Genomic DNA, 19,838 nt, shown 5'->3' with positions numbered 1-19,838 from the left:
CTCCTTTTCCAATAAAAATGAGTGAGTACTCACTTTTATTTTACTCTTGCTTAATTATATGTCAAACTTCGTTGATTAGTATGTGTATGTTCAATCACCGATATTAAACAATGAAACAGAGTCGACATTAGCATTTCATTTCCTAAAGTCGACTCTGTTTCATTTAAACTATAAATTTCACTTTACGTTTTTAAATTCATATACTTCCGAATTCTAGCAACGTCTAAAGAATATTCGATAACTAATTGCTGTAACGGTAAAATAACTGTGTCAGGATATAAATGTGCATATTGTAATGTTTCTGCATATTTTTCTAACCTTTTTTCTAAATACTTTATTATTTGATCAGGATGACTTACTAATAAACATTTACAATAATAATGGATTTGTTCCTCAATCGCCGTGTATTCTTCAATTTCATATTCTTTATGCATGTGTACACCCCTTTAAGTTTTTTATATGAATTACTTATCACAATTTTCACTCGACAAATTTTAAGTTTTTTGATTATTTACACTATAACAAACACTGAGGGTCAAATTTTGTTACTTTATGTAACGTAGAAAATTTTTAACAAAATTGTAATGTTTACTCCTGCAAAATACAGAAAGCCCCTTTACTCATTTTTGTATAAAAAAATCGTACAGCTTAATTTAGCTGCACGACTACAATTTCTGGCCTATTCAAAATCCTTTGCGGAATGATACTATTTCCTAATCCTCTACTCACTACCATTGATGTATTTTGTTCTACATATAAACCCGCTGTATATTTAGGTAAAACACCTTGATTTGGCGCAACTAATCCTCCGATAAATGGCAATCTAACTTGCCCTCCATGAGCATGTCCCGATAAAACCAAATCCAACCTCTCATTCGTATATTCCTTTATAAATTCAGGCCGATGGGATAATAATACATTATATTTATCTGGCTGCATTTCAATTTTCGCTTTTTTAATTTCATCTATTATAATATTTCCTTCATCACGGTTTCCAGTAACAAACTCTGGATCATCAATACCTAGCAAGTTTATTTCTTGCTCACCCTTTCGAATGCCTACATGTTCATTCCTTAAAACATTGACATCATATTTCTTCAACTCTTTTTCTAAATTGTTATACTTTCCAGACCATTGTTCATGGTTTCCTGTCACAAAATATACAGGATATTTCTTTACAATTTCTCGTATTAATTGCATACTAACTTCTGCATCGTATGATTTACTGTCAATTAAATCACCCGTAATCGCAATAATATCTGGGTCTATACTTTTTATTTTTTGAATTAACACATCTTGATTATCGCCAAATTTTTTATTGTGTAAGTCTGAAATTTGTAGAATTTTATACCCTTTAAAAGAGGATGGTATTTTACTAGAGGTTATTTTAACCTCAGTTATACTTATTAAATTGTTCTGTAAATATAAAAAGATTGTAAAACCTACTAATATACAAATAATCATTACAATTCTATTAATCTTCTTTTTCATATTTTCTCCTTTACATTCTCATCAAACACTTCTATATGCTAACTGAATTATATTATACTTTCTTGAAATTTATTTAAATTAATAAAATAATACAGCACATGAAATTTCATATGAGATATGTCATATATATTCGTTATATTTTTACTTTTACCTTTTTAATAATAAGAATACAAAAACGACTCTTATCACACGAAAAGAGTCGTTTTCTAACTTTATACTTTTAATACTTTCATGTTAAAAATGCGAAAACTAAAATACTATTACCTAAGAGCCTTAACTATAACTTTAGTTGCCTCTGCAATGAGTTGATTATCATAGGTTGCCTCTTTCTCATCTTTACTAGATAAAATTGCGATGATAATTGGTGCTCTATTCGGAGGCCAAACGATAGCAATATCATTTCTTGTCCCGTAACTGCCAGCACCTGATTTATCTCCAACTACCCAGTCAGTTGGTACGCCTGCACGAATAAGTTTGTCCCCTGTAGCATTTCCTTTCATCCACTCTGTAAGAATTTTACGTTTTTCAGCTGGAAGTGCATTTCCGACCGTAAAAGCTTTAAGATTCGTAGCAATTGCTTTCGCTGTACTAGTGTCACGAATGTCTCCTGGAATAGCTTCGTTTAATTCTGTTTCAAAGCGATCAGACATAGTAACCCAATCCCCCATCTTTCTAAGCGCTTTTTCATATCCTTTAGGTCCGCCTATTTTATTAAATAAAATGTTCCCTGCAGTATTATCACTTGAACGAACAGCAGCCTCAGCAATTTCTCCTAGTTTCATTCCAGTATCTACATGTTTCTCTGTAACAGGTGAATAATCCACTAAGTCTTCTTTCGTAAATGTGATTACTTCATTTAATGTATCAATTGAGTTTTGCTGTAGTAATACTCCTGCTGCTAAAGCCTTGTAGGTTGATGCGAAGGCAAATCTTTCGTTAGATCGATAAGAAATTGTTTGATTTGTACCAGTATCAATCGCATATACACCTACTCGAGCATCAAATTTTTTCTCAAGTTGAGAGAACTCTTTATGCGTCGCCTGATTTTTATGTTTCACTTGTCCAGTCTTTTCTTTCGCTTCAACTTGCAGTGCCCCTCCTGTAAAAGCTTCTAGGCTTGTAATACTTAAACCTAATATACCAACGCATATTCCTATTTTTAGCATCTTCTTGTTTTTCAAAATCATCATTCCTTTCAAATTCTTAACACCTATTTATACGTACACATAATAGACAATCAGCGAAACGAGTTTGTTCCATAAACTAAAAAAATTATAGCTAGTATGAGAGTTATTAACAAAATAAGAGATAGTAGCTACGACGCCTCTATCTCTTATTTCATATTTCATTTTTTTACTTTTAAATGGCTTTATATGAACAGGGTCTTTCCCTGAGAAAAGTACTCTAATTTTGCTTAGAACTACCTGTACTAGTAGCTTCACCATGTATACGTTGCTGTTTTAAATCAAAGTATACATCTAATACTTCCTTTCCGATTATAGAATTAATTCCATTTTTATCATCATGAAGCCATGGAACTACTACGGAAAATGCTACTTCTGGATTATCATATGGAGCATATCCAACTAACGTTAAGTTGTAACATTCCATACGTTCTCCTTTTGCATTTCTACCAATCGGGTCATCTCCACCATATACAGTTTGGGCTGTTCCTGTCTTTCCTGCTGGTTTATATGGCGCGTTTTTGAAATATTTCACGCCAGTTCCATCACCTTCTTGGAATACCCATCTAAACCCTTCTTTTATCCGATCAATATGTTCTTTCTTCATATCAATTCGATTTAATACGACAGGCTCTATGGAACGTATAACTTTGCCAACCTCTTCTTTTATTGATTGTTCTCGTATTTCTTGTACAATTTGAGGTTGCATTCTATAACCACCATTCGCAATCGTTGAAATATATTGTGCTAATTGCAACGGCGTATACGTATCATACTGACCGATAGAAAAATCTAGTAAAAACCCAGGTTGACTATCTACTTTTCTCGTTTGTCCAATTATTTCATTCGGTAAATCAATACCTGTTGGGACACCTAAACCAAATTGCTTGAAATAATAGCGCATCGTATCAAATGCTCCTTGTTTAATATCCAATGAGCCATTTGGTACGTAATTAACTCCCGCAATTTTTAAAGCTGTCTGGAACATGTATACATTCGAAGATACTTGTAAAGCCCGTAAATCATTAATATTACCAAATCCGGATACATTCCACGATTTCTTAGCTTGTGTACCTTTAAATTTCATCGGCGCGTCATAAAATTGATCTCCTGGATGTATTGCGCCTGTCTCATATCCAGTTAATAAAGTAGCACCTTTTACAGCTGACCCTAGCTCATACGAAGTTGTCATGTTTCCTAATGCCAAATCCTCAACCTCTATTTTCCCTTCTTTTTCTACAATCTTTTTGCCTGCCAATGATAAAATTTGTCCGTTATTTGGATTCGTCATGACAACAAAAGCTCGATCGAGCAGTGGCTCTGAACTCTTAAAAGCTCTCAAGTTTTTCTCTATACTTTCTTCCACTTTCTTTTGTAATTCCATATCAATCGTTAATGTTAAACTATTACCACTTTTTCCTTTAGAGATTATTTCTGTGCTAACAATGTTTCCTGATTTATCAGTAATATTTTTCACTTCTTCTTTTGTGCCGTGTAATACATCTTCATATCGTTGTTCAATATAACTTTTTCCAACACGATCATTACGGTTATATCCACGTACTAAATAAGAATCTAAATTTTCTTTCGGTAATCCTTCTTCACTACTCGTAATATTTCCTAATACAGAACGAAATAAATTACCGTTTACATAATTACGTTCCCAATCAACAGTTGCATCTACTCCTGGAAAATTCGCAAGATTTTCGCTTATCCGCGCATACTCTTCATCTGTTACATCTTTTTTAATGATTTGTGGTGTTAGTTGATAACCTGAACTCATTTTACTTTTAATAGCTAACACCTTTAAATCTTGTGCTGTTAATTCTGCTAATTCTATCTCTGTAACACGACCTCGTCTTAAGTCTTCTATTTTTTTATCTAACTCTTTTCCCTCTATACCCTTTTCTTTAAACTTTTCTATATCTTTCTTAGTAATCTTTGTCTCCGCACGTTTCGAATTCAACTGCATCCAAAAATCTTTTTTATCGATATCTGTTAATTTATTTATATCTTGTTCAGGCATTTCAAGTACTTTCGCCAAGTCTTTTGCTGTTTTTAAAATATCTTCACTCGTAATTCCCTTCACCCTTGTATACGTAATTGTGCGAAGAGATTTATTATTAACAACTGTTTTCCCTTCTCGATCTAAAATTTGTCCACGTGGAACTGGAATACTAGTTATTGCATTTTGACTACTTTCCACTTGGTTCTTATAAGCCTCTCCCTCAACGATTTGTACCTTTCCTAGCTGCATAATAATAGCTGAGAATAGTACAAATATGCAAAGGAACATTATATTTAATCGAATAGATATATATGTCTTCTGCTTCTTGCCTTTTTGTTCTTTCATAAATCCTCCATTTAATCCTTTCAGAAATTGCTACAAATACTAAAAGCATTCCTTATATATTAGATACCGATAATCGGTTATAAATATCGCCTCAATTTTTTGCTTAATCCTTGTAAGCAACCATTCCTTTTCGTTTAGCTACGGAATTAATAACTCTCCCTTCCTGTTTTCTCTCTATTTTTTTGCCACTTGCATGAGAAGTGCTAAACTGTATAATGACTCTTATTAAACTTACATATAAACTTGCTAGTAAATTTTCATGCTAATTATTCCTTTCTTCATGCTGTAATACTTAATAGACAACCTAAACAATAAAGTTGTTCCACATTTACAAAAAAAATAATTAAATATAAGATGAAATAGGCTACATAAGGGAGGGTTATATGTTACATATAAAAAGATGGAGATTTTTTGCGGTTTTTTCTATCGTAGGTTTGATTTTACTAATTTTATTAAAAATCAACTTCATTTCAATTACTATCGCAACTTCTTCAGCTGAAAGAGGAAAGATTTTTGATCAAAATGGTGTAATACTAGCTACAAATAAGAAAGTTAAGTCTCTATATTGCACTTCTAATGACGAAAAGCTATCGAAACAAGATACATCAAACACATTAGCTTTTTTTAATCAATTTTCAAGCGAGTTTCAACATGATATTTCTACAGAGAACATAAAATCTCAATTACAACAATCTTGTAAAAAGCAGACTATGAATGATATACCGTTATACTCTGATATAACTGAGAATGAACTTGCATTCATAAACAAAAACAAACCCAATAATGTAATAATTAAAGATGAATGGATTCGATATTATCCTAAACACGAAATTGGTTCACAGGTAATTGGGTATGTAGAAAATGACCTTAATTCAAAGCATATCGCTGTTGGAAAAAGCGGGATTGAGCTGCAATATGAAAATGATTTAAAAGGAAAACCAGGTAAAACTCTTATTTTTAAATTGAATAATAAAAAGTTCTTATGGAACATTCAAAAAGTACAAAAAGGAAAAGATGTACGGCTAGCTTTAGACTTTGAGTTGCAGCAAAAAGCAGAAGAAGCATTAAGATCTCAAATTAAGAAAACACCTGATGCTAAAGCTGGTTATGCTGTAGTGAGCGATGCAAAAACTGGCGCGATTTTAACTATGGTCAACTCGGCAGTTTTTGATCCAAATATATTAAATACACATGTATCTTCTAGAAAAGAAAACATTAAATCTCTTTCGCAAAATAAAGCAATTCAAAAATTAAAGTATGGTGAATCTTATGTAAATATGGCTTCTACTATAAAACCACTTACTATTTTAATTGGATTAAACGAAAAGCTTTTCCAACCCGAAGATACTTATTTAGATAAAGGGACTTTTCAGTATGATAATCAAAATAACATTACGAATGCACCTGGAACGCCAACAGGTGAGATTACACCGAGGCAGGCTATCATTAATTCATCTAACACATTTATGACAGCAAAAGTAGCTCTGCCCCTATTCAATCAAAATAATGGGAATATAGAAAAAGTGGCACATATATGGACAGATTATTTAATGCAATTCGGCCTACGTTCTAAAACCGGGATTGATTTACCCTTTGAAGAAGACGGACAATATGAATTCCATCCATCTAATAAGTTTGAAAATGGGATCTCCGCTTTATTAAACGCCTCTTGGGGAGGAAATGAAGTGCATACCTCTCTTCAACTCGCTCAATATGTAGCAACTTTGGCAAGTAAAGGTGATAAATATAAACCTCAAACTGTAAGTGCAATTATTAGTCCGGACGGTAAGGAAACAAAAAAGTTTAAACCAATTTTAGAAAGTTCAAATCGTTACCCGATGAACTTTTGGAGTGTCGTGCAAGGTGGAATGAGTCAAAATATAGAGGAAATTAAAAAGTTGCCCTTTGACGTCGCAGGTAAAACAGGTATTACAGGTTTTCCAAATGAGCAAGAAAGAATGATAAATCATTCTCTTTTCATTGCATATGCTCCTACCGAAGATCCACAAATTGCCGTTTCTGTCGTTATTCCTGGTAGTAATTCAGAAAAAAACATCGCTGCTCTCGTTACATCAGAAATTTTAGAGTCTTGGCATACACTTCAAAAAGAGAATAAAAACAAAGAGGAAGGTTCATTAAAGTGAACCTTCCTCTTTTACCAAATAGAATCTATATTTATTATTTTCCATTCACCATTTTCATTTTTTTCGAACATAAATGAATACTTAATATCAGTTAAAACATACTCTTTTTGTACGTATCCAGTATTGCCATTAATTGTCGATATTTTTATATATCCATCATTTTGCACTTTTTCTGGAATCCAAGCTTTTACCATTTCATTAGATATTTCATATAACACTTGTGATTCTCGTTTTGGTTCAGCTAAAATTTTCGTTTTATTTCCAGTAACCGTTGCATATATAAAATGCGCTTGCTTTGGTTGGTTACTTTCTGTCAATCCACTTGGTACTTTGTATACTTTTTTTGTATCATTTGCAAACTCTCCCCCCATTGTAAGGGCGACTTGCAACTCATGAAAAATATCTTCATCAAACTTCAGTTCATCCTTCTTATAACTCTTCCCTTTAAATAGAACTTCATCATTTAACGCTTTGTACAAGTCATTTTCATTTTTTGAGTTCGTACTTTGATATAGTTCATTCATAAATTGTTTTAATGATGGATCTTGAGCAGACTCATCTTTTGTTTTAGGCTTAATTTGAGTACTACTTTGTACTGGTGATTTATTATCATCAAGCCAAGGTTGTTGAACAATGAAAAATAACATTGTACAAACTAAAACAACTACAATAGGTAATGCTTTTTTACGAAATGGTCTTTTATGTTTTACAAAATCCACTTCATTATTTTCGTATATAGACTGCTTTATTTTAGAAATAAATTCTTCTTCATCTTTACGATTCTCCATTGGGCCTTTTTTTATTTTTCTATACCAGTCAGGATTTTGTTTATTGTTCATCACTACTACCCTCCCCTATTAATTTTGAAACCTTACTTCTCGCTCTACTTAATCTCGATTTTACAGTTCCAATGGATACTCCTAATGTTTCAGCCATTTCTTCATAAGATAATTCATATTTTGCGTCCAATATAATTATTTCACGGTGCTTTTTAGGTAGTTCTAATACAACCTTCCACACATCATTCATTTCTTCTTGCTTAAAAAATTCTTGTTCTGCTGACAGGGATTGCTTATCGTCACTAAAAAATCCTATTAAAGATATCCTTTTAAAATAAGAGGATTTCAAATAGTTTATTGCCGTATTTCTTGTGATTTTTAATATCCACGTTTTAATAGATGACTCCTTTCGAAATGAATTCCAATTTTTAAACACCTTTATAAATACATCTTGCGTGATATCATCTGATAAGTGTGGATCTTTCGTAATAATAAATGAATAATTCCATACATCTTGCCAATAATCTTTTATAACATAGTCCAGCTCATCATGATTACACTTTTCAATAAACGTCTGTTCCATTTCCACACCTCAAACTTATTTGAATAAACATAAGACTGCCCTCACTTTTTTATTATGGTTTCAATATATAGACAAGATACAAGTTTCATTTGTTCCATTGTTTATCTTTTTCAGGCAGAATAATACTACTAAAAAACAAGTAAAGCATACAATGATAAAAATCCACTCACAACAATCTGTTTTTTTGAATTTAATGTAGCACTCCACTTGTCCATTTCAATTTGCTATCTCCTTCTATTTACCATTAGCAATGCCAACTTTTCAGAAATGAAAATTAAGATAAGGCATTAACTTTCTAGAGTCGCAGCAAAAAAGCATTCTCGATTAGAAAGAATGCTTTTTTGAAATTTAATTATTCTATATTTTCCCCAATGTATATCTTTGAGTTAAGCAAACATGTAATAAATTTAGTCAAAAAATTCACCTTATAATTAAGTATTATTTCTGAAATACATGTTTTACTTTTTCACCTGGAACATTACTTCCTCCTCTTCCTTTTACATCTTCAATCATCATTGTAACAATCATGTCTGGCGCATTTGCATCGAAAGCTGCGAACCATCCCAGTTCTTTTCCGTCTGCTTCTTTCGACTCTTTCAGTTCTGCTGTACCAGTTTTACCAGCAAGCGTTACACCATCAACCTTTGCAACTCTCCCTGCACCATCAGGGTCATTAATGACTTTGATTAATGCACTCTTTAATATCTCTTGATTCTTTTTAGAAACCACATTTTCTTTCCAATTCCCTGCTACTTTTGCTTCTTTTAAAAGATGTGGCGACGGAATATTCCCTTCATTCACAATCGGTGCATATGTTAATGCTAAATGAAGTGGCGTCATTAATACTTGTCCTTGTCCATAGCCCGTGTCTGCTAGTTGAATATCGTTTTTTATCCCATCTTTTGCAATGATTGAAATAGGAAATTCGTATTCGATTGGTAATTTTTCATGAAATCCGTACTTTTTAAATTCCTTTACATACTGATCTTTTCCCATTTTCAAAGCTTGTTGAGCAAAATAAATATTATCAGAGTACTTCATTGCCTTATCAAAATCAATTGGACTTGCATCCTTTACACGCGTTACATAGTAATTTCCCCAAGATGAATCTTTTGTCCACTTCAATCCTTGAATTTTAAATTCTTCCTTCGGATTTATTGTGTTTGTTTCCAAACCAATTGCACCTGTGATCGTTTTAAATACGGAACCTGGTACAAATGCTTGTGTAAAGCGATTCGTCATTGGTAGTTTCGAGTCGTTACTCCATGCTTCTCGTTGGGCTTTCGATGCTCCTCTAACTATTATATTTGGATTATAAGCAGGGCTACTTACAAGTGCGATTGTTTCACCTGTTTTAGGATTGACCGCTGCACTAGACCCTGCTTCAGTTTTCATCTCATTAAAGATTTTTTCTTGAATTGCAGCATCAATTGTTAACGTAACATTTTCTCCTTCTTTTGCTTCTTTTTTTGCTACGTTTTTAATCTCTTTCCCCTTCTCATCTTCTATAAATACGCGTCCACCCTTTTCACCACGCAATTTATTTTCTAACACTTTCTCTAAACCGGTCTTACCTACTAAATCATCTGCTTGATAACCTTGTTTTTGAAGTGATTTTAACTCCTCCGCATTCACCTTTCCTATATATCCAGTTAAGTGTGCCGCTACTTCACCTAATGGATACGTACGAATATTTACTGGACGAGATGAAACTCCTTCTAATTCAATATAATCATTCTGTCTGGTTCCCTCTTTTAAAATACCAATTGGTACAAAGGAGTCTGGTTTTATCCATTTTGCTGTGAGCTTTTGTTCGACCTCTTCTATAGACATATCAAGTAATTGTGCTACTATTTCTTTCGTTTGCACTGCTGTTTCGCCTAGTTTCTCTGGAATAATTCCAACCTCAGTTGCTTTACCATTCGTTGCAAGCCCTTTTCCATTGCGATCATATATTTCTCCGCGTTTTCCTTGCTCTATTTGCATACGTACTTTGTAATCTTTTTTCATACCTGGGAAGATGAAGTCTGGTGTCCAATCTGTTTTCCAAGACTCTTTATCTTTCACAAGTTTTGCTTCATGGATGAATGAAACTGGTCCTACATCCGTATCCATCTTAACTTCAAAAAGAAAAAGCTCTTTATCTTTCGTATTCTCTCCTTTCATTTTAACTTTTAAATTCTTAGCTCCAATCCCCTCATAGATTTTTTGATATTTTTCTGTGAATTCTTTTTTAGAAATCGATTTTTTTGCATGATCTGATAAATGATCATACATATTTGCAAATTTTTTATCATTCCATAAATTGATATATTCTTCAAATGCTTGTTTTGGCGGTTCGTTTTTATTACATCCTACCAACAAAACTGCGAAACAAACGAAAAGCAGCATCCATAATTTTTTCAATTCAATCTTCTCCCTTAGTTAAAAATGATGATTCCTTTCTTAATTTATTTAATAAAAAATGTTTTAACGCTTAATAGACAGTGTAAGTAATGACATTGTTCCATATTTACAAAAAAATTAATTTACGCTTAAGTTGCATTGGAAGAAGGAGTTTTGTAAGCTTCTTACAAACTTAAGGAGCGCACATATTTAGCGAACGTTATCATTATTAATGGTGTTTTAAAAAATACATTTGAAATACCTTTTAGTTCGTTTTCGCCGATTTTTCCTTTTTTCTTTATAGATTTTTGATACAAAAAATAGAATCCTAATAATAAGGATTCTACATCAATAAATAACAAAAATTACTTAGAGTATAAGTATCATTTTCATCACTTCGAGCCGTTAATAGGTAGATTTATTTTTCTTAATCTGGTGGTGAGAGGATTCTATCCATTTTGGGTAACGAATCAATAGGGACTGATGATGTAAGCCCCTCGTTATTAGCTCTTTCGCGTATAAGTCCCTTTTTATTCATTTTTTCAGCAGTTGTTCTACTAATAAATAGTAAATTACTAGTAGCAGTATCCATAGAATCCCCAAAATTAGTCGGTAACTTTATGTCGAGCTTGTTATATCTTTGTATGAGTCAATTATAGAGCTTCTTGTTTGTTCGTTTATCGCGCCTACTTCTATTGAAATTCCATTTGCTGGAGAGTCTTTTGTACTAAATAATGAACATGCTCCTAACACGGTAATCGAAATACCTGCTACTATTAATAACCCGAGTCTTTTTTCATTCTATATTCTCCTTATTTTTATTTTTTTGAATTGAATTAAATGATTGTTTTATACATTTTCTTCAAATATTGAGCACCAACAAAGTAGAAGTATATAATTTGTAAAACTAAGAAACAAACCAATACTATAACGGAACTACCCAAGACTGAAAAATCAGCTAACTTTTGCAAGGCCATAAAAGCTATGGTACTATGTATAATTGCTATTACAATGGGTAAAAAGAATAGTAATACAAGTTGATGTGACACAATTTTCTTTAATTCGAGTCTACTTAAACCAACTTTTGCTATCATTTTATATTGCTACTGATTTCGTTCTAAGTCCGTGTATAATCGGAAATATAAAAAACTTGCAGCAAATGTAAAGAAAACAATGCCTATTAATACACTCATAATGGATGCAAGTCCAAAACCTTGTTTCATCACTATCCATGTAGATATTAAAGAAGAAAAATTAAGGACTATTTCCTCTTACAGGTACTCCATTTCCATTTGTAAGTTTTGGTGGAAGTTCTTTAATGGTCAATTTAATAGCAATAGGGATATTAATTAATATTTCAATTTTTAATAAAATTAATTTTTATAATTATAATATATAATTTTCTAGTTTTATTTAAAAAATTTTAAATTCGACTTCATTTATTAATCTATCTTTAAAGAGCTTCTAATTATTTTTTAAACTTTCTAAAAATTAATATCTATGTTCATTTTAATACAAAAAAGGCAGGCATAAATATATGCCTGCCTTCCGTTCTCATAATCAATTAAACCTAAAACAACGTGAGGTTAACCAAATCTAGGTACTGTCTTCTACGCCCTATTTTTTACTTTTCTAAAACAATTTCTGCTATTTCATTAGCATATTTTTTAGAGTCAAATCCATCATAGTTACTTAGTACTACAACAGACAAATATTCTCCTGGAAACCGCATAAAGTGAGAACGGTAACCTGCCCAGCTTCCTGAATGCTCCAAGTATCGACACTTAAAATCTTCTGCAACTCTCAGCCCAAAAGCATAATCTTCGTTTTCAATAATCGTCTCTCCAGCTGGAGAAAATTTCGGGCCTATTTCTCTCATTCTTTTAACAAGTTCTTTTCCGCCAACGGTGCCTGTAGTTAAATTTTCTCCCCATCTTACAAGATCTTCAACATTTGTATGAACTGCTCCATCCCCTGTATGTTCCCAAGGGCTTTCATAGACCATATATGCTCCTTGTTCATTCTTTGAATACCCTTTAGCAATTGATATAGTAGTTGGGTAGCAATCCACAATTGTTGTGTCTTTCATATTTAAAGGGTCAAAAATACGTTCCTTTGCAAACTGACGTAAAGACTTCCCGCTTGCCTTCTCTACCACTAGTGACAATAAAAAATATCCTGTATTGCTATACTCAAATTTTGTGCCAACAGGGAACTTTGCAATTTGATGACCATTAAGGTGTTTTAGCGATTCTTCCACAGTTAATATATCAGTAAATTTAATATTTTCTGCTTGAGCCAATTCCATATAATCAACTAGTCCACCAGTGTGATGAATTAGATGTCTCAATGTTACAGGTTCAGCATATGTTCCTATACACGGGACGAATCTTACAATTGAATCATCTAAACTCAATCTTCCCTCTTGTTCTAAGAGTAATATAGAAAACGCTGTAAATTGTTTAGAAACTGAGGCAATATTAAAAATACTTTTTGTGGTTATAGGTAAATTTTCCTCTATAGAAGCTAAACCGACTGCACCTTTATAAGTCACACCTTTATCAAAACAAGCAATATATGCAAAGCCAGGAGCTTTTGATGAAAACTTTTTTAATAATTGTTTAATCGATGTATGCGTCTTTTCATTATATGCATTATTCACCTCAATCACATCCCCTTTCCTTTAAATGATTAGAAATATATTATCCTGTTATCTTTTTCAGTTACAAATTAGAACAAAATCTTGTTCTGGGGTTACTATAAAATTTTAGCTTGCTGGCCACGGGATACCGCCAGCATTTCAGAAAAAACCCACGCTAAGCTATAAACACAATAAGCTGTCCATATGGACAGCTTATTTACATAATTTTCGAAAGCTGAAGTTAAAAGTTTTTAGTTTCTTGCTCACTTAAAGCACCCGTTACTTTAAGTGTATTTCTTCACAACCTTATTTCTAAAATTAGAAAAAGATTTTACTCTTTTTTAAAAATAAAGCCAGTAGTTAATCAACGAAGGTTCAATCTTAATATTTTCTTGATTTAATGATAATAGAAGATGGTCTCCGTTTTTCATTTATTAATTCTGGCATTTTTTCTAATCCTGTTGGAGTTGACTCTGGCTCAATAATTTTCTCTATTACAAGACCGTTGTCTATAAGAGTATTAATTAATGTTGAAATTGTTCTGTGATATTTAACAACACCATCTATCCACCAATGTTCCTCCCTTTTTCCTTCTTCTTGGTAATTATCTAATGCCCAATGTAATCTATTTCCATTATTATCCTTAAACCAATTATTCATTTCCTTTCGAGCTGTTACTATTGGATGTTCTGTTGAAAAGATAAATTCACCATCATTTTTTAGCAGACCTCTTATTTTCTTAATTAGATGTGAATAATCTTCTATGTAATGTATAACTAAAGAACTTGTTATTAAGTCAAATTTTTGATTTGGCAAATTAAATTCTTCTATTGGTACACACATATAATCTATTTTTTCATTTTTGTTATACATTTCAGCTTGTTCAATCATATTTCTTGAGATGTCCACTCCTATAACTTTCGAGGCACCATTTTCTACACAATACATAGAAAAGTGACCAGTTCCACATCCCAAATCTAATACAGACTTATCTGTAAGATTAGCAATTATAGATTTAATTGCTGGCTGTTCAACAAAATCATTAAAGGTAAATCCAGCTTCACGTAATGACTTATACTTTTTAAAGAAAAACGGATTATCATAAATGTTTTGTTTCATTATATACCTCCTATAATACAATCTATATTTTTTATATTCTAGGGGACATCCAAAAATTCCTATATTAACCAAAATACACTTCAACTAACCTGCCATTTAGTTGAATAAGGAACAGTGTATATTCTATACAGGTTAGGTTGACATAACGTCTCATTATCGGTAGCAAGGAAAAAGAGGAACCCTACTCTCTCAAGGAAACCTCCTTTTTTCGTTCTATGGACCTATGCATTTTTTCATACATTCCTATTCTAGCGCGGTTTTAGGTTTCTCGTTTGTTTTTGGATCAACAAAAAAACTGTATTAAATCTTGTTTGATCCTAGGGGTCACTATATATGAACACTACGTATTTGACTTTCTCAATGACCAACATTACTTAATGTGGTAAAATAATATTCGGATGGGAATCCAATGTTATTAAAATTAAAGTGGTTATCAAGTCGGAGCAAGGCACTTTAGGGTGTCTTTTCTTTTTAAAATATATAAGCGCACCATCCCTTTCCTAATAGAGGTCCACTCATGCCTCCTTACAGGGAGAATGATAAGGCATTTTTTATTTACCCAATTACCGAACTCTCACATGTTTTAAATAGTTACAATACTTGTATTGCTTCAATAACATATAATCATTCTTAAGAATGTCATTAAAATGTATTAATAGATTCTAGTGTAACAAAATAAATTGTGCTATGATGCGAGCAAATATAAAGCTATCTAACGGAGGGATTCACATGCCGCATGTTGTGTTTCGTGGAATTACTACTGAACAATTAAAACACATAAGCAAGCCATTAGTAGAAGAGCTCGCAGAGATTTGTGAGTGTGGTACGGATAATTTTACGTTGGAACTACCAAGTTCTACGTTTATATTCAATGGAGAAGAAATAGAAGCGTTTCCTCTTATTGAAGTGAAATGGTTCGAGCGTGGACAGGAAATTCGTGATCGATTTGCCAAGGCCATTACTACATATGTAATGGATTTTGGACTTCCAGAAGTAGAGGTTGTATTTACGGTTTACACAGAATCAGCGTATTATATTAACGGGAAGCATTGTGCAAGTTAGAGCTATTTGAAAGATTTTTGTAACATTTATAAGGGGTAGAACCACATCGCTATCAAGCTAACTAGACAAAATACCCCCTAAAAAGAAAAAGGCGTTATTCTTTTTGAGAAATCATAGGAAAGGATAACGCCTTTATATCAATATGGGGTATAGCCGAGATACGTGTAAAAACAGGTCATAGACTTACGTTTATTTCCAATTACGTTTGAAATCAACTATTATTTTTCTATAAAATTACAGTTTAGATGATATTTAGCTAATTGTCTAAAGAAAATGTATGCATAGCTTTGCTGTGTGTTTTATCAATGTAGTTTTTAAATAATGTTTGGTCAAGTTGATACTAATACCCTCGATAAACGAAAGAAAATTAAGAGTGTTCCGAGAAAAAGTAATTAAAAAACGATCTTAATTTATTAAATTGAGTTATCCTTTCATACAAAAATCTGATTATTTATGTAATTGGCATTCCATTAAAACGCTCATTTGCAGAAGAACATTATTCAAGTGAAGCCCTCTATAATTCAATTACAACACCTTGAAAGTTTATGATACTATCCTGATCATACTTTTTATATTTAATGTTTTAAGGAAAAAAGCTATACTATAAGCGAAACTAAAAATCAGAAAGAAAATACCAGAACATGGAAAATTATATGCTATTTATCCTTACAGCACTCCTTATTATAATGATGCCTGGTCCCGGTTTTGCTTTAGTTACAAAAAACACTATCTCTCATGGTAGAAATGGTGGGATAAAGACCGTCTTAGGAACGGTATCTGGAATGATGATTCATACAATAATGGCTACACTAGGACTCTCTGCTATCTTAATGAAATTTGCTATACTATTTACATTAATAAAATATGCTGGGGCATTTTATTTAATTTATTTAGCTGTAAAGTCAATTAAAAGTGCCTTTTCTAAAAAAGAAGATATGTCAAGTTCAATGGAAATAAACTCTAAGGATATTGGAACGGTTAAAAGTTTTAGACAAGGATTTACCACGGCAATCTTAAACCCAAAAACGGCTGTATTTTTCCTTAGTTTTCTACCCCAATTTATTGTGAGTAATCAAAGTCATTTCTTCCAATTTCTTTTGTTGGGATTCACATTTACGACTTTGACAGCAATATGGTATTTATTTTATATCTCTCTAATACGTCAATTAAGAACTTTTTTAAGAAAAGAAAAGGTGAACCGTACAATAGAGGGTATTATTGGCACAGTATTATTAGTATTTGGAGTTAGGCTATTTTTCCAAAAATAAATATGTAATAGAGAGAGTTTAAAACTTTCGGTTTTTCCAATAAATGAATCAATATAAAAAGTATGGCTTTCAAACAGTAAAAAAGTGAACAAACGGGTGTGTTTGTGAAATAAGCTTCAATAAAATAAAAGTTTACATTGGAGTTTTGAATCATTTATAACTAATTTTGTAATAAATTTCTCAATATAGATATACTTGTTAATTACAGTTCTAATATTCAAAATTAACAAAAAATAATTTATAATAACAATATGATGGTTATCCTTTTTTTACTCCTTTTGCTAAAGATAAGATCGTGTTTCCGGATCTTATCTTTTTATTTTTGGATTTTAGATACAAGAAAAGGAATCCTTAATAGCTTAAGGATTCTGCAACAGGAAAGAACAAACACATAATAATAAAAAGAATTACTTATATTATAAGTTAAAAATAAGACAAATATGTTGAGAAAACTCGGAATGGATCGAATATTTATATGTACTTATTTATAATTGATTAAGAGTTGGAGTAGTAATCTGTCATCTGTTCCTTTTTTAAAGAAGGTTGATTTCAATCTTCTATTTTTTTGTTTTTTCCTCTTCTCTCGAAAAAAAGAAAAAGAATTACTTAAGAATTGTGGAAATTACTTGCTTGTAGACTAGTTGTTGCTTACCATGAACCATCATTAGGACGGTAAATTTATCTGTTGCAAGGATCTGCCCACGTACTGGAACGCCATTCTTTAAAAATACAGTAACTTCCCCTCTATTTTATCTTGGTATGGCATGTTTGTAATAATGCTAGGAATGATAGCACACAGTTATGTTTCCCATAAAGGTGAAACAGTGCATAACCAAAATATTAGTGCTTAATTGATATTTTAAAATGTACAGTATCAACCCTTTTCTAGCTAGTAAAAGTAATGTTATTATTATAAGTTTTATGTCAGAAATTGATTAAGTAAAAGAATATGAACAAAAGCCGATACCCTTAATATATAGAGGAAATCGGCTTTTTCTTTATAAAAATTTTTCTTAGCTTCCTTTACATTAAAGGGCTAGTTTGTATATTTGAGGAGATGTGCGAGACAGGTGTATATTTAGGGTAATCTAATATTTTCCATTCGAATATGATAGAATAGAAGTATATCCAAAATGGAGGAATAGCAAATGAACTCAAACACAAAACAGTTTATTTATGATATCCAGCAAAGAAAGAACAATTATATAGAAAATGCTTTAATAGCAATACAACATCCTAAAAAAGAGCAATCTGAACAGGTCATTCAAAATATAGTAGAGAAGATGGATATGATGATTAGTCTAGTTACTACGTACATGAGGATTGAATCTGGATCTACGGAAGAATTAAAAGAACTTCAGAAAGAAATTATCCATGCTCAAGCATATATCCAAAAACGAAAATTTGAAGAAACACAGAGATAAAACCCTGTGTTTTTATTTGATGCTCTATGACGCTAATCTGTTATAAATAAAATTACATGTAATTTTATTATTGTTTTGGCATAATCCATACAATTTGTTGAATGCGTACAATATATGGTGCCGTATCTTCAATGAGCAAATGATCTGGTTTCACATCTTTTAACTTTCCTCTTACATTACCTCTTACAGTTTCAATAACCACATGTTTACCAATTACTGATTGTAATGTCTGATATACGTAGGGATTAGGTGTACTTACCATATGGTGTTCACTCAAGTCATTTCCTTTCGAATAACTCATTCTATAAGACTCCTTTCTAATTTGCATTCTTTCTCCTAATATATGATATAAATCTTATAAATATGCTAGAAGGATAATTCATTATAGGAACGGAAATAACATTTTAATAGGGTACGGTTTCTATTTCTACATTGCTAAAAAAATGATTTATATAAAGTTACTTTTACCAGTTAACAAGAGATGATAAAGGGATATTTTGAATGTACATCTAGTTTGTTCCTTTTAGGATATGTATGATTTTAAATACGCTCTTTATTAGAATAGTGCTCATACTTTTTTTGAGATTCTTTCGTAATACGTGCATTAAGTAAAATTGCTAACAATAAAAACACTCCATATTTCTCCCCTTTAGCTCCTATGATAATCACACTACTACAAACAAGTATTATTAATAGGATAAACGAAACTGAATAAATACGGTCATAATTCTTTGACATCTTTTCGTATTTTATGCGTTCTTTCCTTGCATCCATCTAAATTCCTCCTTTAAATTATCCATTCCACTATCAAATAAATCTCGCCCTTAAAAAGGAAACAATATATCGTTATATAAATTAGTTTGTTTTTTTATCAACTAATTTATATAACATAAAAAGAAACCCTATCAATATTAAGCTTTCTACCATGATAATCCCGACCCTCTCCTTCCTTTTAACCCCAACACATCAGATAAAAGTTATGTATATCCCATATTAGCTGCAGCAAGCAAAAAGGATCCCCCTTTTCTTAAAGGCTGATCCTTTTCTCCTTGCATGCAACTATTTTTACCTATTCTTGATTAATTAGAATAATAGCTGGTCCAGCTACGCGAATTCCACCAACTTCGATTTTTTCATAAGGCTCAACTGTAATAGAAATAATCCCTTCTCGCTTCTTTAATTCATTACTTAATTCTTTTGTTAACATTTTTTTCATGTGTGGACTCCTTCTTACTGCTTAATTTACTATTGTTATGTAAATAAAATAAAAAATGGTTTCTTGGTCTGGAAACCATTTTTTGTAGTTTACCATATGGTGTTACCAGTTCGTTTATCAATTTTACGTAAAGAAGATAAACAATTACTATTCACTGTCTCAGTAGATGTAAGGAACTCTTAAAGATGG

Annotated in this window: 16 protein-coding genes and 5 pseudogenes; 6 read left to right on the top strand and 15 right to left on the bottom strand. The window is 31.8% G+C overall.

Annotated elements, in window-relative coordinates:
• Positions 1-182 precede the first annotated feature (182 nt).
• The 4 genes from ACQRBL_RS29225 to ACQRBL_RS29210 all read right to left on the bottom strand — a co-directional run bounded on the left by ACQRBL_RS29225 (position 183) and on the right by ACQRBL_RS29210 (position 5,028).
• Positions 183-434 carry a hypothetical protein gene (locus tag ACQRBL_RS29225; protein ID WP_000548621.1) on the bottom strand — a complete coding sequence of 84 codons (252 nt, stop codon included), beginning with the start codon at positions 432-434 and terminating at the stop codon, positions 183-185.
• Between the two features lie 214 nt (positions 435-648).
• Positions 649-1,491, bottom strand: coding sequence for a metallophosphoesterase (locus ACQRBL_RS29220; protein WP_000727189.1), 843 nt, complete (start codon positions 1,489-1,491; stop codon positions 649-651).
• Between the two features lie 260 nt (positions 1,492-1,751).
• A complete protein-coding gene (bla, locus tag ACQRBL_RS29215; protein ID WP_411996087.1) occupies positions 1,752-2,678 on the bottom strand; it encodes a class A beta-lactamase Bla1 in 927 nt (308 codons plus the stop codon).
• 217 nt (positions 2,679-2,895) lie between these two features.
• Complete coding sequence (locus tag ACQRBL_RS29210; protein ID WP_411996079.1) at positions 2,896-5,028, bottom strand: peptidoglycan D,D-transpeptidase FtsI family protein; 2,133 nt, start codon at positions 5,026-5,028, stop codon at positions 2,896-2,898.
• A gap of 383 nt (positions 5,029-5,411) precedes the next feature.
• On the opposite strand from ACQRBL_RS29210, the gene ACQRBL_RS29205 reads away from it, so the two are divergent.
• Positions 5,412-7,172: a peptidoglycan D,D-transpeptidase FtsI family protein gene (locus ACQRBL_RS29205; RefSeq protein WP_098564039.1), complete on the top strand. Its 1,761-nt coding sequence runs from the start codon at positions 5,412-5,414 to the stop codon at positions 7,170-7,172.
• 11 nt (positions 7,173-7,183) lie between these two features.
• Here the strand turns inward: ACQRBL_RS29205 and ACQRBL_RS29200 are convergent, their stop codons facing one another.
• From ACQRBL_RS29200 to ACQRBL_RS29180, 5 genes and pseudogenes are all read right to left on the bottom strand, one after another.
• Entirely contained in the window at positions 7,184-8,011 is an 828-nt protein-coding gene (locus ACQRBL_RS29200) for an SH3 domain-containing protein (protein WP_001060759.1), read from the bottom strand.
• Positions 8,001-8,534 carry an RNA polymerase sigma factor gene (locus tag ACQRBL_RS29195; RefSeq protein ID WP_000438327.1) on the bottom strand — a complete coding sequence of 178 codons (534 nt, stop codon included), beginning with the start codon at positions 8,532-8,534 and terminating at the stop codon, positions 8,001-8,003. The genes ACQRBL_RS29200 and ACQRBL_RS29195 overlap by 11 nt, the downstream gene beginning before the upstream one ends.
• A gap of 438 nt (positions 8,535-8,972) precedes the next feature.
• Positions 8,973-10,940 (bottom strand): penicillin-binding transpeptidase domain-containing protein, encoded by a 1,968-nt coding sequence (locus ACQRBL_RS29190; protein WP_327897478.1) that lies wholly within the window; start codon positions 10,938-10,940, stop codon positions 8,973-8,975.
• Between the two features lie 427 nt (positions 10,941-11,367).
• Positions 11,368-11,696, bottom strand: a pseudogene (locus tag ACQRBL_RS29185) (lipoprotein BA_5634 family protein); the annotation flags it as partial.
• A 59-nt stretch (positions 11,697-11,755) separates the two neighbouring features.
• Positions 11,756-12,172 (bottom strand): annotated as a pseudogene (locus ACQRBL_RS29180) (ABC transporter permease); the annotation flags it as partial.
• Between the two features lie 5 nt (positions 12,173-12,177).
• Between ACQRBL_RS29180 and ACQRBL_RS29175 the strand changes: the two are divergent.
• Positions 12,178-12,318 (top strand): annotated as a pseudogene (locus tag ACQRBL_RS29175) (FtsW/RodA/SpoVE family cell cycle protein); the annotation flags it as partial.
• A gap of 225 nt (positions 12,319-12,543) precedes the next feature.
• Here the strand turns inward: ACQRBL_RS29175 and ACQRBL_RS29170 are convergent.
• Positions 12,544-13,581, bottom strand: a complete 1,038-nt coding sequence (locus ACQRBL_RS29170; RefSeq protein ID WP_411996078.1) for a serine hydrolase domain-containing protein — start codon at positions 13,579-13,581, stop codon at positions 12,544-12,546.
• Positions 13,582-13,941: 360 nt separating this feature from the next.
• On the bottom strand, positions 13,942-14,679 hold the full coding sequence (locus ACQRBL_RS29165) for a class I SAM-dependent methyltransferase (RefSeq protein WP_023521993.1): 738 nt from the start codon (positions 14,677-14,679) through the stop codon (positions 13,942-13,944).
• 729 nt (positions 14,680-15,408) lie between these two features.
• On the opposite strand from ACQRBL_RS29165, the gene ACQRBL_RS29160 reads away from it, so the two are divergent.
• Together ACQRBL_RS29160 and ACQRBL_RS29155 are read left to right on the top strand one after the other, a co-directional pair.
• Entirely contained in the window at positions 15,409-15,741 is a 333-nt protein-coding gene (locus tag ACQRBL_RS29160) for a DUF1904 family protein (protein ID WP_023521992.1), read from the top strand.
• Positions 15,742-16,382: 641 nt separating this feature from the next.
• Positions 16,383-17,009 carry a LysE family translocator gene (locus tag ACQRBL_RS29155; RefSeq protein WP_411996076.1) on the top strand — a complete coding sequence of 209 codons (627 nt, stop codon included), beginning with the start codon at positions 16,383-16,385 and terminating at the stop codon, positions 17,007-17,009.
• Between the two features lie 602 nt (positions 17,010-17,611).
• Here ACQRBL_RS29155 and ACQRBL_RS29150 read toward each other — a convergent pair.
• Positions 17,612-17,755 (bottom strand): annotated as a pseudogene (locus tag ACQRBL_RS29150) (RNA chaperone Hfq); the annotation flags it as partial.
• Here ACQRBL_RS29150 and ACQRBL_RS29145 point away from each other — a divergent pair.
• A pseudogene (locus tag ACQRBL_RS29145) lies at positions 17,738-17,860 on the top strand (multidrug resistance efflux transporter family protein); the annotation flags it as partial. The pseudogenes ACQRBL_RS29150 and ACQRBL_RS29145 overlap by 18 nt on opposite strands.
• Positions 17,861-18,157: 297 nt before the next feature.
• The gene (locus ACQRBL_RS29140) at positions 18,158-18,433 is read left to right on the top strand and encodes a hypothetical protein (RefSeq protein ID WP_001087712.1); all 276 of its coding nucleotides are present in this window, start codon (positions 18,158-18,160) and stop codon (positions 18,431-18,433) included.
• Positions 18,434-18,500: 67 nt separating this feature from the next.
• Here ACQRBL_RS29140 and ACQRBL_RS29135 read toward each other — a convergent pair whose 3' ends face one another.
• The 3 genes from ACQRBL_RS29135 to ACQRBL_RS29125 all read right to left on the bottom strand — a co-directional run bounded on the left by ACQRBL_RS29135 (position 18,501) and on the right by ACQRBL_RS29125 (position 19,649).
• Positions 18,501-18,734 carry a YuzF family protein gene (locus ACQRBL_RS29135; RefSeq protein WP_023521990.1) on the bottom strand — a complete coding sequence of 78 codons (234 nt, stop codon included), beginning with the start codon at positions 18,732-18,734 and terminating at the stop codon, positions 18,501-18,503.
• Positions 18,735-18,973: 239 nt separating this feature from the next.
• A complete protein-coding gene (locus tag ACQRBL_RS29130) occupies positions 18,974-19,207 on the bottom strand; it encodes a hypothetical protein (protein WP_023521989.1) in 234 nt (77 codons plus the stop codon).
• 295 nt (positions 19,208-19,502) lie between these two features.
• Entirely contained in the window at positions 19,503-19,649 is a 147-nt protein-coding gene (locus ACQRBL_RS29125) for a BC1881 family protein (protein WP_411996075.1), read from the bottom strand.
• Between the last annotated feature and the right edge of the window lie 189 nt (positions 19,650-19,838).

Origin of the sequence: Bacillus sp. AF62, assembly GCF_050312695.1 — a bacterium.
GTDB lineage: Bacteria > Bacillota > Bacilli > Bacillales > Bacillaceae_G > Bacillus_A > Bacillus_A cereus.
The sequence above is the reverse complement of the archived record's forward strand: the minus strand, read 5'-3'. Positions and strand labels throughout refer to the sequence as shown.